This window comes from Pedobacter albus, assembly GCF_036324255.1.
Classification (GTDB): domain Bacteria; phylum Bacteroidota; class Bacteroidia; order Sphingobacteriales; family Sphingobacteriaceae; genus Pedobacter; species Pedobacter albus.
In genome coordinates, this window is sequence record NZ_JAZDQT010000003.1 from 623,168 (window position 1) to 636,776 (window position 13,609).

Here is a 13,609-nt window from a genome sequence, read left to right on the forward strand (position 1 = left end):
AATTAATTGTGTTTTAATAAAACCTCCGTTATCATTTTATTACCGTTACATTAAGCAAATGTTAAGCGTTACAAGGCCGAAAAATAACAGCTAAAAAATATCAGATGGCCTGTATAAAAGCAGCCAGGTTATCGCCTTGCGGAATGTTTAGTTTTTTTCTCAAACGGTAGCGCGAAACCCGAAGACTGTCGGTAGAAATGCCCAACAAAATGGCAATATCCGTCGATTCAAGATTGATCTTTAACAAGGAAACCAGGCGCAGGTCGGCGGCGGTTAATTCGTTGCTGTAGGCTTTGAGCTTGTCGAAAAAACTTTGGTGAACTTTTTCAAAGGCGGCGGTAAATTCCTTCCAGTATTGCTCGTGGTTAAAACTGTCGTTAATCTGGTTAATGAGTTGCTGCATCTGCTTTTTCTGGTCGCGTTTATCGTCTTTAACCATAAGTTGCAGCTTGTTTCGCAGTTCTTCGAGAAATTTATTGTTCTTAATCAGGTTGAGGGTGTGGGTAGAAAGCTCCTTGCTCTTGATGTCGAGTTCCTGTTTCAGGTTTTCATCTTCCAGTTGCTGGGTTTTCAGCTCGAGCTGCACCAGTTCATGTTCTACTTCGCGTTGTCGGGCCAAAACCTTTTGGTCTTTGAGCTTTAGGCGCTGGCGACTGAAAATAACGATGCCGAGGATAATCAATAAGATGACCACAATAACCACGGCTACACTGATGATGCGGTTTACTTTTCGGCTGTTGTTGAGGCGGGCAATTTCGTCGCTTTTTTTGTTGATATCGTACAATACCTGCAAAAATGAGGTTTGGTTAACCGCTTCTTTAGAATAAACTTCCAGCGAGTACTTCCGGCTCAGTTCGGCATAATAATAGGCACTGTCCATACGGTTCATCAGCTCGTAGGCCTTGCCCAGGTCTTTGCTGCACGAAGCCAGTTGGTAAATATTGTCGTTTTGCAGGGCGAGGTCATAAGCCTGTTTAGAACGCACGATACTGGCGGCATATTGGCCTGTTTTTCTTAAAATATCGCCTAAATTATTCAGTACTTCTATGCTGCCCACTTCGTTATGGTCTAATTTGTATAGTTCGAGCGAATGTGCAAAGCTGGCATGGGCCGAGTCGTATTTGGCCAGGTCTTCGTAAATGCTGCCCAGGTTTTCGTAAATCTTGGCAATGCCTTGCTTGTAATTGGTCTGTTTGTACTTCTCGAGGGCCAAATGCTGGTAATAAAAAGCGCTGTCGTATTGTTGGCGTTTCTCGTACAAGTGGCCTATGTTGCCTAAAATCTGGGCTTGTCCTTTTAAATTTCCGGTTTGTTGGTATAAGGCTAGGGCTTTGTTGTATTGCGCGCGCGATTTGTCGAGCTGTTTGTTGTAGTAGTAAAGCACGCCCATTTCGCCCAGGTTGGCGGCCAACAAATCGCGTTGGTTGTGGCCTACAAATATCTTGTCGGCATGCAGGTAAAATTCGAGCGCCTGTGCATAATGGCCTTGGTTGTAGCAAACCTTGCCCATTTGTTGCAGGCATAAGGCCTCGGTCAGCTCATTGTTTTCGGCCAATGCCTTGGCGTGCAGTTTTTTGAGGATGATCAGGGCAGTATCGGGATGCTTTTGGCTGAGGGATGGAATGATTGTCAAATCTGCAGACTGTGCCCACGAAAGTTGAGGGGCACCAAGCAGGGCAATCACTAGCCAAAACAACAAAGGTACTTTTGCCATACGCACGAAAAGCAGGTTTACAATCATCAAATAAACCAACTTCATGTTAACTCAATGTTACCTCGCAGTGTGTATTTCGTGTTTTAGGCGCTCAGCATCATGAATGTTTGCCTCATTTGCATCCATGAATTAGCTAGGGGCGATGGGATATAAAGATAACAATGCCTAAATTGGCCAAAAATTTTAATCATGATTGCACATCACGTTTTATTCTGGCTCAAAGCCGATACCAGCACCGAACAAAAAGCCGCTTTTTTAAAGGGCCTGCAAACGCTTGAACATATCGAAGTAGTAAAAAACTACCACATTGGCACGCCTGCACCGATAGAAAGAGCCGTAGTTGATACCACCTATACCTTTAGCTTGGTTCTTTTCTTTGAAGATTTGGCTGCGCACGATGTTTATCAGGTACATCCGGTACACAAGGCCTTTTTAGACGAGTTCCGTATTTTCTTTGAGAAGGTCATCATTTACGATGCGCAGAACTAGCGCAAGCTAAAAGCCCTTCGAAATTAATCCATAAAAACAGGCCCCAGCTTAATTGTTGGGGCCTGTTTCGTTTATGCTTTTTAACCTAGCTTTTGCGTGAGGTAGATCACCGGTGCGCTTTCCGTTAGTTCGGGTGCCACGGTAGCAAAACCGGTAATGTAAGCCTGCTGGTTATGCGCTGCCAAACCCTCGGCACTGGTCCATTCTTCCTGAAAAATGAAAAGGTTTTCGTCGTCGGTCGATTGGTGCAGGTCGTATTGGATACAGGCCGTTTCTTGTCTTGAATGGACAACCATGTTTTGAAGAACGGCTTTCAGTTCTTCGGCCTTGCCGGGTTTGCTTTTAACCAATGCTGTAAGATAGATGCTCATGGGGTTTGTTTTTGATGCTGAATAATTGGATGAGGTGTTTTTCGTAGGCCTTTAAATCGCGCGCAATATCTGCATTCTTTTCTACATCGTGAAAATGGAAGCTTGGCAAAGGTTTCATCCCCACAAAGGCATTCATGCGGTGGAAACCGAAAAGCACGCCCTCGTCTACGCTTTTTTCGTTAAAAAATTCACCGGGCAACGTAAAGGCGGTTGCGGGCGCATTCCAGCTGCTGGTTACCAGGTAATGTCGGCCATGCAACATGCCGCCGGTACCATAATTGATTTGCGGATTGATTGACGACCGGCCATCGCTATGGTATATGCCTTTCTGATGGCCAGCGGTAAATACCTCGTCTATGTATTTTTTTAGGCCATTAGGCACTTGGAACCACCAAATTGGGGTATGGTAGATGATCAGATCGGCCCACACAAAATTTTCTACCTCTTTATCGGCGTCATAAATGTCGTTAATGTTGGTCGAACGAATGCTTACGCCAGGCAGTTTGCCTAAAAAATCGATGCTGAAATGGGTAAGGGTTTGATTGAAACGACCGCCTGAATGTCCGAAAACCTGACCGCCATTAATGATGAATATTTTTTTAAAGTCCATGTTGTTGCTTATTGATAAGACAAAATTAAGGGCTCTTTATTTACTATTAAAATAATATAAATTATATATTTGTATCATAATTATAATAAATAAAATTATGGTCAATCTAGAATGGTACCGCACGTTTAAAGCGATTTACGAAACAGGCTCACTTACCGGCGCGGCCGAATCGCTATATGTTTCGCAGCCGGGTGTAAGTTTGCACCTGAGTTCGCTCGAATCTTATGTGGGCTACAAACTGTTCGATCGTAGCTCGAGAAAAATGGTGCCTACCGAGCGGGGCAAAATCCTGTATAATTTTATTTTAGAGCCTATTGGCAAGTTGCAGGAAGCGGAAGAACATTTTAAAAAAAGTACGGAAAAAGATATTCCCACCGTAAGCATAGGCATGTGCTTTGAAACCTTTCAGTTTACCCTCGAACCTTACCTGCCTACCTTGGATTTTAATGTCATCATTAAATTTGGCGAGTACCCCGAAATGCTGGCCGATTTAGACAATGGTATTTTAGATATGATCATTACACCCCAAAAAGGTGATTATAAGAATTTGGTGTACAAGCCCTTCTTTAAGGAAAAACTGGTACTGGTGGCCGGCAAGGAAACAGATACGAAGGTATTTGAAGAGTTGATTGCCCATCAGGATTTGGCAGCGGCGCAACAATGGCTAAAAACACAGACCTGGTATGGCACAACCGGAGATATGGAACACTTGCGACGCTTTTGGTACCAGAACTTTGAGAAGCGCCCCGATTTTAGGCCCAACTTTATCGTACCTAATATCTGCTCTATTTTGCGTTGCCTAAGCGGCAGGAGCGGCTTTGCGGTGGTTCCCGATTTTCTTTCCAAAAAAGAGTTGGATGCCGGCCAGGTGAAAGTGGTTTGGGAAGGCGAAAAACCCATCGAAAACACTTTGCATTTTGGCACCAGGAGCAAGACCATCTACGCCGATCAACTGGCCCAAATACAGGAGATCTTTGAAAAAGAAATGGCTTAAATCAGCACGCGATTAAAACAAAGCTAGCTGTTCTGCCTCTTGTTCCTTACCAGTAAAGGGAAAATACTTGATCAATCGGTAGCTTTCTTTGGGACTAAAGGTAAGCGGATCTATTTCGCGTTTGAGCAGCAACATGCCATTGGCGGCAAAAGAAGCATTATATCGCCTCTTTCCCCATTCTTCCCAAGCCTGCCTAAATTGGGGTTCGGCCATGTTGCGGGCAATGGTCAGGTGCAGGTTATTGCTAAACGAAGGCTTAAAGGTATCCAGCGCATTCAGCTTTTTGCCCAGCCTCAGTTTCATGGCACTGACCCCTTGGGCAATGGGCTTGTTCTGGATCACATTCACATAAATGGTCCGATAGTTAAATTGCCCGAAACCAGATAGCTTGATGGTAGTGGGCGGAATGGCCTTGGCCAGTTTTTCAAAATCTTCAACAATAGGCCGTTCCATACTTTCAAACTGCCCAAAATTGGCCAAGGTAATGTGTGGTTTTGATTTGATGGCACTGGCCAACCCATAATCGTTGCTGTAGGCCGTTTTAATGTCCATAATTTCGGCATTTACTTTCTGGTCTGGAGAAAGCAGCAACAGGTGCTCGTAAAATGCATAAGCGGTTTTCTTAGCCATGGCAAAAAAATTAGGATTGGAAAACTAAATTACTAAATTTTTTAGTAAAAAACAAATTTAATTTCAGCTAATTTGTTGCCTTCTAGTGTCTTGCCTGAGGCCTAGAGTTCTTCTAGGCGCTTATTGTTGTAGAATTTGTATCGGATATGCTTGGCCTCGCCAATGACCTGACCGCGGTATATGCCTGTATTGCCAGAAATGAGGTAAGCGGTTACGCAAGCCAGCGCTACATAAACGCCACAATCAGATCCGAACAGCTCCATAGCCATTACCGTACAAGCGAGAGGCGTATTGGTGGCGCCGGCAAATACAGCCACAAAACCCATCCCGGCCATGAGGCCAACAGGTAGGGGCAACCAAAAGGAAAGCGCACTGCCCAAGGCAGCGCCAATAAAAAACAGTGGCGTTACTTCGCCTCCTTTAAAGCCTGCCGCTAGTGTTACAATGGTAAAGGCCATTTTAAGGGCAAACACCTCAAAACCCAATGGAGTCTCGAAAGCATTAACGATGGTAGGAATGCCTAGGCCAATGTATTGGGTAGTGCCCAAGGTCCAAACGGCAACGGCTACCATAAGGCCTCCAACAACAGGCCTCAATGGCGGATATTTAACGAATTTTTTAAAGACAGCACTTGCCAGATGCATCAGTTTGCTAAAACCCGCTGCACAAAGTCCAAAAGCCAAGCCGGCCAGCAGGGCATAGCCGATGGGCAACAAGGCAAGGTGCGGAATATGGTCCATCTGGTAAGTAGTATGGTGCACCTGCCACAATTGTGTAGTCAGGTCGGCGAGTAGGGCAGCCATAAATGCCGGAAAAATGGTATCGTATTTTAATTTGCCGATCAAAAAAAGCTCGAGGCCAAAAATAGCACCGGCCAAAGGCGTACCGAAAACAGAACCAAAGCCCGCGGCTACGGCAGCCACCAATAAGGTTTGCCTGTCGCCTGCGTTCAGTTTAAAGGGTTTGCTCAGCTGATCGCTTAAGGCTCCGGCCATTTGCAGGGCTGTGCCTTCACGGCCTGCAGAGCCTCCGAACAAATGCGTAGCCAAGGTGCCCAGGTAAACAAAGGGCGCCATTTTAAAGGGAATGGTTTGCTGTGGCCGATGGTAGGTTTGGATGAGCAGGTTATTGCCCGCCTCTACATCCTTTCCATAATAATGATAAAGCAAGCCAATGAGCAGGCCTGCAAGAGGCAACAGTGCAATGAGCCAAATATGGTTTTCGCGGTAAGTGGTTACCCAATTGAGCGATTGCAGAAAACCAGCAGAAGCCGATCCGACCAGGATGCCGATCAGGGCGCAAATGAAAAGCCATTTGAGCAAGTAAGGCACGGTAGGGTATTTTCTGAAGAATAAACGAAATTGCAGACTGGTTTTTTTGCTGATGGTCTTTTCTGTTTTAAAGGGCATAACAATCCTGATTAAATGTTTTAACATCCATAACCAGGCGTCATCAGCTTTTTTAGGGCGGTTCAATTAGGAAGACACCATTTCCTTTGCTACAAATTTATAAACTTACAAGGAGAAATTTAAATAAATATGTTGAAAAGCAATCCTTGTTGTACTTGGTTTAGTCGATTTTGGATTAAGTTTTTTTAAACCGCATGCGAACTAGTTTTGTTATAGCTATGAACTACAGTTATCCACTATGAAAAAACAGGTATATGTTGTTGAAGATAACGAAGATATAGGAGAGCTGATTGGTTACATCCTCAACAACGAAGCTTACGATGTGACCATCTGCCCTAATGTGGCGGCTTTTCATCTGGCGATGCAACAGGCTGTTCCGGATGTGATTGTGCTGGATGTGATGTTGCCCGACGGTAACGGCATAGAAGTTTGCAAGGAACTGAAATCGAGCCAGAAGTTTACGCAGGTGCCTGTAATCATCATGTCGGCCAATGCCGATAAAAAAACGGTTTCTAAAGATGCCTGTGCCGAAGATTTTATCGGCAAACCCTTCAATATCGACGATTTTCAGCATCGCGTAGAACGTTACCTCGAATAGCTAGATTAATCTCGGTGCCTCCTTGCGTGGTTTTCCACCCTATATTTGTCAGATTTGCCCTTGTTTGGTGTTGCTCGCTTGCCTTAACTTTGCTTTATCCAACAACGATTAAAAAACACTAAAATAATTTGAACATGGAAACTGCAACCAAAACCCCAATTACTGTTAGCGCTGTAATCAACGCGCCTATTGCAAAAGTCTGGAATTCGTGGAACGAGCCGGCGCACATTACCCAATGGTGCCAAGCCTCGCCCGATTGGCATGCGCCTTACGCCGAAAACGACTTGCGTAAAGATGGAAAGTTTAAGACAACAATGGCTGCCAAAGATGGTAGTTTCAGTTTCGACTTCGGAGGCGTTTATAGCGAGGTAGAACCAAACCAGCTTATTGCTTATGCCATGGAAGATGGACGCAAAGTGAAAATTGTTTTCGAAGATTTGGATGAGAGCACCAAAGTTACCGAAACATTCGATCCAGAAGATACCAACCCTGTCGAAATGCAACAAGGTGGCTGGCAGGCCATTTTAGACAACTTTAAGAAATATACAGAACAGCTTTAAGTTTTAGCCATCTACAAAGTATTGCTTCCTTGGCCGTTTTACGGCTGAGGAAGGTTTTAAGACTGCCTAAAACGATAGACAAACTTATGGCAGCCAAAGTGGTAAAATAGAAAATAAGGATTAACTTTAGCGTTAGAATCTATCTTTAGCTATTTACCATGATCAACAATCTATTAAAAGGAGGGCTTCTGCTCCTCTTTGCTGGCTTGACGCAGTTTGCTGTTGCCCAGCAACGCCCCAATATCGTACTTATTCTTGCCGACGATTTAGGCTATGCCGATTTATCCTGCTATGGCAATCCGGTAATCGAAACACCGTTTTTGGATCAAATGGCTGCCAAAGGCGTAAAGGCCACCAATTATGCGGTTACTTCGCCCTCGTGTTCGCCTTCGCGTGGCAGCTTGCTCACCGGAAGATATCCTACGCGTTTCGACATTCCATCGCCCTTGGCACCAGGCCAAAAACAGGGACTGGCCGCCAGTGAAGTAACCCTGGCCGAAATGCTCAGGGCAAATGGGTACCAAACCGCTATGGTGGGCAAATGGCATTTGGGCGATCATTACGAAAACCTGCCCATGCAACAGGGTTTTGCAAACTATTATGGCATGTTGTACAGCCACGATTACCATACGCCTTACGTAAAAACAGATTCGACCCTAAAAATTTATCGGGGCAACAAGGCCGAAATCATACAGCCTGCCGATAGTTCGTTAACCAATTTGTACGGCAGGGAAGCCATCAGTTTTATCAAAAAGCAAAAAGCAAACAAGCCTTTCTTTTTGTACCTGGCCTACAATATGCCCCATTTGCCGGTTTGGTTCGCCGCGCAGAAGAACAAGAATAATAACGAAAAAGGTGGCGAACTGGGTTTTGTAATCAACGAAATGGACAAAAGCATTGCGGCGGTTTGGAAAGCCATAGAACAGCAGGGCTTTGCCAAGAACACCATCTTTATTTTTTCGAGCGATAATGGCCCTTGGTCAAACTATCCCGACAGGATGAGCGACGACCACGTGACCAAACGCAACCACGCCGGTTACGCCGGAATTTTTAGGGGCAGCAAAGGCACCACCTACGAAGGTGGCGATCGTGTTCCTTTTATCTTTTACTGGCCTGGACAAACCCAACCAAGCGTATTGAAAAAGCCGTTAACCTGTTTAGATATCTTGCCAACCTTGGCCAACATTACGGGTAGTACCTTGCCTAAGGGCCAAACCCTGGATGGCGAAAATGTAAGAAACCTGCTTACCGGAAAGCGAGCCGATGCGCACCAGCCGTTTTATTATGTAAACAACGGCGTGCCCGAAGCGGTTAGGGATGGCATTTGGAAGCTTCGCCGCATCAAAGAAAAGAACGAAACCACTATCGAATTGTATAACCTCGAGGCCGATCCGGCAGAAAGAGTGAACCTTAAAAGCGATTATCCCGAACTTACGGCCAAGCTTACGGCTAAACTAGACCAATATCCTTACGGGAAAAATTGATTGTTGAGATAGCTTCAGCATATAAAAGTCTGATGTCTTATTTGCGGATCTCTATGGTTGCTCCTGGGCCAATGTGGGCAAACAAGCTGTCGATGTCTTTATTGGCTAGGGCAATACAGCCTGCGGTCCAGTCTTTTGCATTCTTTTTGGCGGGCGTTGTACCATGGATCATGATGCCAACACCAGGCTTAACACCTCTTTTTTGAGCGATAAGCTTGTCTTCGGCATTGGGATAGGAGATCCAAATGCTTTTGTATAGGTTGTCGTTGCGTTCGGTTTTCAGGTCCAGGTGATAAACTCCTTCGGGTGTTTTTCCATCGCCATCGCTTACCTTGTTGCCCACCGGCGACCAGCCCAGGTTAATAGGTAGTTCTAGAAGCTTGGTGCCGTTTCTGCTCACCATTAGTTTTCTTTGGCTTTTTAAAACCAGTACATGATCGCCCAAAGCCAGCATATGGGCAATGTCATTTAGTTTTTCGGACCAAGCCATGCTGAGGTTCCGGTTTCGATAGGCTTCCCATCTGACCGATCTTGCCACGGCGTAATCGTCTTTTCTCAGCGAATCCATTGCGCTTTCGTTAAAACGTTGCAGTTTCCATTGGCCATTGTCTTGATAAATCATCGCCTCCTGATTAAATAGAAGGACAATGTATTGTTTAAATTTTAGTCGCCCGCCTTGAGCATCTTCAACCCTAATGCTGGTATCTATGCTTTTGGGCAAGTGCTTCCACAGCGAATCGTTCCAGAGCGGGACTTCGTTATGGGTAATTTGGGCAGTTACAGGGGCTTTTGTCAGCAGCCAAGTCCAAGCGCCAGCCATGAGGGCGAGCAATAAAAAAACGCCAGAATATTTCATGTCGTAAACCTTTGTAATAAAGTTAACTAAACAATAACTAATTTTATAGTTTTATGAAATATTTTTTAAAAATAGATAGTGAAATGGGTTTGGCCCGGGCCGATGGTTTTGAGGGAGAACTCGTAGCCATGGTTCAATAAAATTTCCCGCACCAAAGTTAAGCCAATGCCCTGGCCATCTTTTTTGGTGCTGAAAAAAGGGCTGAACAGCTGTTCACTGTGTTCTTCCGAAATGCCGGGACCGTTATCGGCAATAACGAGCTTTTTCTCTGTAGCGGAAAGCATAAACTTGATTAATCCGTTTTCGTTTACGGCTTCGGTGGCATTTTTTACAATGTTGAGCAGGGCCTGTTCCATTTGTGGCATATCTGCCTGGATATAAAAAGGAGCTTCGGGAAGGTCGAATTCGAAAACGATGCCCCTTTGCGTAGCATTGAAATGCAACAGCTGCGCTATGGATTTGAGCAGTGCCGATAGGTCGACCTGCTGACGGTTTACGGCCGTCAGTTTTACCAAATCGGCCAGGTTGCGCATAAACAGATTCAGGTTCTGGTTTCGGTCTAAAGCTATTTCAAGCGCATTTTGCAGCTGCGGGTGCGTGGCATTTTGCCAGAGGTCTTGGGTTTGCAGGGTGGTGCTGATGATCGAATTGACCGGCCCAATGGTATTGTTCACTTCGTGGGCCATCATCCTGATCACCTTGCTGTACACTTTTTTCTCGGTTTCGAGTATTTCGGTCGTTACCTCTTCCAGCAAAATGAAAACCCTTTCAAAACCACGGTCTATAAAATGCGACTTCTGTAGTTTATAGGTCCGCAGGCCTTGCACACGGATAATTTTGGCCGTACCAACTTGGAGCTGGTGTACGTATTTATGCAGTATTTCGGGGTTGGCGTTTAAAATTTCTTCGGCTTTGGGGTTGATCTGTTTAACCTGGCGGTCGTAGTCTAAAATAATGATGCCCGTAGGAGAGGTATGGATCAGCTTTTCCAAGAAAAAATGCTGCTCCTCTTGCCTCGTTCTTTCTTGGCGCAGTTCATCGATCATCTGGTTGTAAACGCCAATCAGCGAATCGACTTCTTTTTTGCCGGTGGGCAGAAACTTCACTGTAAAATCGCGGTCTTTGATGGCATTGATGCCTTCTTGCAGATAGTTTAAAGGCCTGATGAGCTGTTGATAGAGGTTGAAGGCAATGAGGATGGAGAAAATAACCAGTATTTCGGCTATCATGAAGATGAGCTTGTCTTTTTCGAACACGAAATAGCTTAAGGCGAGGGCTACCAGGTGAATGATAACAATGAACGCGATATATTTAATCTTCAGCCTCATTAAACGGGATTTGGTATTTTTCTAAACGGCGGTAAAGCGCATTGCGGGTAATGCCCAAGGAGGCTGCAGCCTTGCTGATCCTGTTTTTATGGAAGCTCATGGCTTGGCGTACCATGCCTTCTTCCATTTCTTCCAAAGTCATGGTGCCCACGCCTGGCAATTGGTTTTTGTCTTTTTGAACCGGTGAAAGTTCCAGTTGCGACTGGAAATCTTCAATGTTAAGCACCTCGTTGCCACTAACCAGTACCGTGCGTTCGATGAGGTTTTTCAGTTGCCTGATGTTGCCCGGAAGCTGGAGCTTTTGCAACCACTTCATGGCGGCGGGAGCTACCGACAAGTTAGGCCGGCCATAGATTTCCTTCATGTTGCCCATAAAAAATCCGACCAGTAGAGGAATGTCGCCTTGGCGTTCTCTTAACGGAGGCAAATGGATGTGGATTAAATTGATGCGGTAAAGCAGGTCTTCCCTAAAAAGGCCTTTGGCCACCAATTCGTTCAGGTTTTTGTTGGTAGCGCAAACTACACGTACATCTACTGTTTTGGTACGGCTGCTGCCCAACACTTCATAGGTTCTGTCTTGCAGCACCCGCAAGAGCTTAACCTGGCTGCCACTTTCCAAATCGCCAATTTCGTCTAAAAAGATGGTGCCCTTATTGGCCAGCTCAAAACGGCCCATCCGATCAAATCGGGCATCGGTAAAGGCACCTCTCACATGGCCAAACATTTCGCTTTCGAACAGCGAGGCCGCAATGCCACCCAGGTTTACTTTGATGAAAGGCTTGTTGCTGCGCTTGCTGTTTTCGTGAATGGCTTCGGCAATCAGTTCCTTGCCGGTGCCGCTTTCGCCGGTAATGAGCACCGAGGCATCGGTGGTGGCCACACGGCCAATGGTTTCTAAAATGGCAATCATTCGCGCATCTTCGCCAATCAACTGCTTAAAGTTGTATTGTTTGTCTAACTGCTTGCGATTTTGTGGCGCGGGTTGTTGGTTTTGCAGGCTCAGCAATGTTTTTACCGACTGGAGCAGATGGTCGTTGTTCCAAGGCTTGTTAATGAAATCATTCGCACCCAATTTCATGCCTTCAACGGCCAATGCTATGCTGCCCCAGCCAGTAATTAATAGCACGGGCATGGTATGGTTCTCTCTTATTTCTTTGAGCAGGGCCATTCCTTCTTTTCCAGAGGTGTCTATAGAAAAGTTCAGGTCGAGGATAACGAGCTCGGGCGTTTGCTGGCTCATTATTTTTAAGGCCTTGCTGGCACTGTCGGCACCTATGGCTTCGTACTTATGGTTCTGCAACAATAAGAGCAAAGAGGTTCTAACGGCAATGTCGTCGTCAACAATTAAGATCATACGCGAAGTTAAGATAATGAATTAATCTTCGTGCAATGCAATTGCCGGATGTATGGCCGCCGCCTGTTTGCCGGGATAAAGCGAACAGATAAAAACCAGCAAGTAAATAAAGCAGATAGACAATAGCATGGCAATTACATAAACATTGGCAGGTAGGTTAAATACATGGAGCAAAGGAAACTGAACCGCAAAGAAACAACCTACAATCAGCGCCATGGTAGCCAGAATGAGCGATTCGCCAACCAGCTGGTAAGCCACCGATTTGCCACTGGCGCCAATGGCCCGGCGTAGGCCTATTTCGCCCTTGCGCTTGTTGATGTTGTACCAAAGCACGCCGAACAGGCCCAGGGCCACATTGATGACCAAGAAACTGGCCACGATGATAAAAATAATCATGGGGATAAGGGTTTCCGAGTTTTTCGAATCCCTCATCTGGTCTAAATGCGAAATTTCTATGGTCGAGTTTTTCATGTAATTGGCCATGAACTTATTGAGTTTGCCCTCAAAAGTGGCATCGGTGCCGGGCTTAACCTTTACCAGGATGTTGTTTTGCCATTTGATGGTTCCCGTATCAATCGGTACGAACATGGCATTGCCTGCCGGCCAGTAATCGCCGTTGGCCTTGATGTCTTTCATAACCCCAATAACTTTCATTTTTTCCTTGTCGTTGTAATCGCCAATCAGTTGTCCGGTAGCCGGACGGTCGCCAAACATGGCTTTTTTGAGCGTTTCGTTAATCAATATCGGCTTGTCTTTGCCCACGGCATCGTTGGCGTTGAACCAGCGGCCTTCAAGCAAGCTGATCGTCATCACCTTGTCGTAGTCTTTATCAACCCGATAATTGTTTACCCGGTCGTATTTTTTGCCTTTGTAGTGAATGCCCGTACTCATGGTGCTGTTAGAAAAAGGGAAGTTGCCGCTGGCAAAACTAACGGCTTCTACTTTGGGCATAGCCTGTATGCTTTGGCGCAGGTTGTCGAAATAGGCAACGGCTGAGTCGGTGGTTTTAAACTGGGGCACGTTGCTGTAGCTGATGGGCCATACCTGTTTATACTCGAAACCCATGGGCCTGCTGTAGTTTTGGTAATAAAATACCAGGAAAGAGCATACCGTAAAGATGACCAAAAAAGACACCAGTATTTCTGAAAGGAACAAGAAGTTTTGTTTCTTTTTGTTCCACAATAATTTGAATAAATGCTTAAACATGATAAT

At 45.4% G+C, this 13,609-nt stretch carries 14 protein-coding genes and 1 riboswitch; of the genes, 5 read left to right on the forward strand and 9 right to left on the reverse strand.

Going from position 1 to position 13,609, the window contains the following annotated elements:
* Nucleotides 1-100 precede the first annotated feature (100 nt).
* Nucleotides 101-1,759 carry a tetratricopeptide repeat protein gene (locus VRU48_RS17865; RefSeq protein WP_330109283.1) on the reverse strand — a complete coding sequence of 553 codons (1,659 nt, stop codon included), beginning with the start codon at nt 1,757-1,759 and terminating at the stop codon, nt 101-103.
* Between the two features lie 144 nt (nt 1,760-1,903).
* On the opposite strand from VRU48_RS17865, the gene VRU48_RS17870 reads away from it, so the two are divergent.
* Nucleotides 1,904-2,203, forward strand: a complete 300-nt coding sequence (locus VRU48_RS17870) for a Dabb family protein (protein WP_330109284.1) — start codon at nt 1,904-1,906, stop codon at nt 2,201-2,203.
* Nucleotides 2,204-2,283: 80 nt separating this feature from the next.
* Here VRU48_RS17870 and VRU48_RS17875 read toward each other — a convergent pair whose 3' ends face one another.
* Both VRU48_RS17875 and VRU48_RS17880 read right to left on the reverse strand, forming a co-directional pair.
* The gene (locus VRU48_RS17875; RefSeq protein WP_330109285.1) at nt 2,284-2,574 is read right to left on the reverse strand and encodes a putative quinol monooxygenase; all 291 of its coding nucleotides are present in this window, start codon (nt 2,572-2,574) and stop codon (nt 2,284-2,286) included.
* Entirely contained in the window at nt 2,546-3,184 is a 639-nt protein-coding gene (locus tag VRU48_RS17880; RefSeq protein WP_330109286.1) for an NAD(P)H-dependent oxidoreductase, read from the reverse strand. The genes VRU48_RS17875 and VRU48_RS17880 overlap by 29 nt, the downstream gene beginning before the upstream one ends.
* Nucleotides 3,185-3,281: 97 nt before the next feature.
* Between VRU48_RS17880 and VRU48_RS17885 the strand changes: the two genes are divergently transcribed.
* Nucleotides 3,282-4,178 (forward strand): LysR family transcriptional regulator, encoded by an 897-nt coding sequence (locus tag VRU48_RS17885; RefSeq protein WP_330109287.1) that lies wholly within the window; start codon nt 3,282-3,284, stop codon nt 4,176-4,178.
* Nucleotides 4,179-4,190: 12 nt separating this feature from the next.
* Here VRU48_RS17885 and VRU48_RS17890 read toward each other — a convergent pair whose 3' ends face one another.
* The gene (locus VRU48_RS17890) at nt 4,191-4,808 is read right to left on the reverse strand and encodes a 2'-5' RNA ligase family protein (protein ID WP_330109288.1); all 618 of its coding nucleotides are present in this window, start codon (nt 4,806-4,808) and stop codon (nt 4,191-4,193) included.
* A gap of 101 nt (nt 4,809-4,909) precedes the next feature.
* Complete coding sequence (locus VRU48_RS17895) at nt 4,910-6,217, reverse strand: voltage-gated chloride channel family protein (RefSeq protein WP_330109289.1); 1,308 nt, start codon at nt 6,215-6,217, stop codon at nt 4,910-4,912.
* 27 nt (nt 6,218-6,244) lie between these two features.
* A riboswitch (Fluoride riboswitch) is annotated at nt 6,245-6,311 on the reverse strand.
* A 144-nt stretch (nt 6,312-6,455) separates the two neighbouring features.
* Between VRU48_RS17895 and VRU48_RS17900 the strand changes: the two genes are divergently transcribed.
* The 3 genes from VRU48_RS17900 (at nt 6,456) to VRU48_RS17910 (ending at nt 8,859) form a co-directional block, all read left to right on the forward strand.
* The gene (locus tag VRU48_RS17900) at nt 6,456-6,815 is read left to right on the forward strand and encodes a response regulator transcription factor (RefSeq protein WP_330109290.1); all 360 of its coding nucleotides are present in this window, start codon (nt 6,456-6,458) and stop codon (nt 6,813-6,815) included.
* A gap of 134 nt (nt 6,816-6,949) precedes the next feature.
* Nucleotides 6,950-7,375: an SRPBCC family protein gene (locus tag VRU48_RS17905; protein WP_330109291.1), complete on the forward strand. Its 426-nt coding sequence runs from the start codon at nt 6,950-6,952 to the stop codon at nt 7,373-7,375.
* A 158-nt stretch (nt 7,376-7,533) separates the two neighbouring features.
* Complete coding sequence (locus VRU48_RS17910) at nt 7,534-8,859, forward strand: sulfatase-like hydrolase/transferase (protein WP_330109292.1); 1,326 nt, start codon at nt 7,534-7,536, stop codon at nt 8,857-8,859.
* A 37-nt stretch (nt 8,860-8,896) separates the two neighbouring features.
* Here the strand turns inward: VRU48_RS17910 and VRU48_RS17915 are convergent, their stop codons facing one another.
* The 4 genes from VRU48_RS17915 to VRU48_RS17930 form a co-directional block, all read right to left on the reverse strand.
* Nucleotides 8,897-9,715, reverse strand: a complete 819-nt coding sequence (locus tag VRU48_RS17915; protein WP_330109293.1) for a L,D-transpeptidase family protein — start codon at nt 9,713-9,715, stop codon at nt 8,897-8,899.
* A gap of 65 nt (nt 9,716-9,780) precedes the next feature.
* Nucleotides 9,781-11,043 carry a sensor histidine kinase gene (locus tag VRU48_RS17920; protein WP_330109294.1) on the reverse strand — a complete coding sequence of 421 codons (1,263 nt, stop codon included), beginning with the start codon at nt 11,041-11,043 and terminating at the stop codon, nt 9,781-9,783.
* Nucleotides 11,027-12,397, reverse strand: a complete 1,371-nt coding sequence (locus VRU48_RS17925) for a sigma-54-dependent transcriptional regulator (protein WP_330109295.1) — start codon at nt 12,395-12,397, stop codon at nt 11,027-11,029. The genes VRU48_RS17920 and VRU48_RS17925 overlap by 17 nt, the downstream gene beginning before the upstream one ends.
* 21 nt (nt 12,398-12,418) lie before the next feature.
* Nucleotides 12,419-13,603, reverse strand: a complete 1,185-nt coding sequence (locus tag VRU48_RS17930) for an ABC transporter permease (protein WP_330109296.1) — start codon at nt 13,601-13,603, stop codon at nt 12,419-12,421.
* Nucleotides 13,604-13,609: the final 6 nt, after the last annotated feature.

Coding starts and splice junctions, on each gene's coding strand:
- VRU48_RS17925 (WP_330109295.1), bottom strand. CDS start 12,397: ATGATCTTAATTGTTGACGACGACATTGCCGTTAGAACCTCTTTGCTC.
- VRU48_RS17885 (WP_330109287.1), top strand. CDS start 3,282: ATGGTCAATCTAGAATGGTACCGCACGTTTAAAGCGATTTACGAAACA.
- VRU48_RS17915 (WP_330109293.1), bottom strand. CDS start 9,715: ATGAAATATTCTGGCGTTTTTTTATTGCTCGCCCTCATGGCTGGCGCT.
- VRU48_RS17905 (WP_330109291.1), top strand. CDS start 6,950: ATGGAAACTGCAACCAAAACCCCAATTACTGTTAGCGCTGTAATCAAC.
- VRU48_RS17865 (WP_330109283.1), bottom strand. CDS start 1,759: ATGAAGTTGGTTTATTTGATGATTGTAAACCTGCTTTTCGTGCGTATG.
- VRU48_RS17900 (WP_330109290.1), top strand. CDS start 6,456: ATGAAAAAACAGGTATATGTTGTTGAAGATAACGAAGATATAGGAGAG.
- VRU48_RS17930 (WP_330109296.1), bottom strand. CDS start 13,603: ATGTTTAAGCATTTATTCAAATTATTGTGGAACAAAAAGAAACAAAAC.
- VRU48_RS17895 (WP_330109289.1), bottom strand. CDS start 6,217: ATGCCCTTTAAAACAGAAAAGACCATCAGCAAAAAAACCAGTCTGCAA.
- VRU48_RS17910 (WP_330109292.1), top strand. CDS start 7,534: ATGATCAACAATCTATTAAAAGGAGGGCTTCTGCTCCTCTTTGCTGGC.
- VRU48_RS17870 (WP_330109284.1), top strand. CDS start 1,904: ATGATTGCACATCACGTTTTATTCTGGCTCAAAGCCGATACCAGCACC.
- VRU48_RS17880 (WP_330109286.1), bottom strand. CDS start 3,184: ATGGACTTTAAAAAAATATTCATCATTAATGGCGGTCAGGTTTTCGGA.
- VRU48_RS17920 (WP_330109294.1), bottom strand. CDS start 11,043: ATGAGGCTGAAGATTAAATATATCGCGTTCATTGTTATCATTCACCTG.
- VRU48_RS17875 (WP_330109285.1), bottom strand. CDS start 2,574: ATGAGCATCTATCTTACAGCATTGGTTAAAAGCAAACCCGGCAAGGCC.
- VRU48_RS17890 (WP_330109288.1), bottom strand. CDS start 4,808: ATGGCTAAGAAAACCGCTTATGCATTTTACGAGCACCTGTTGCTGCTT.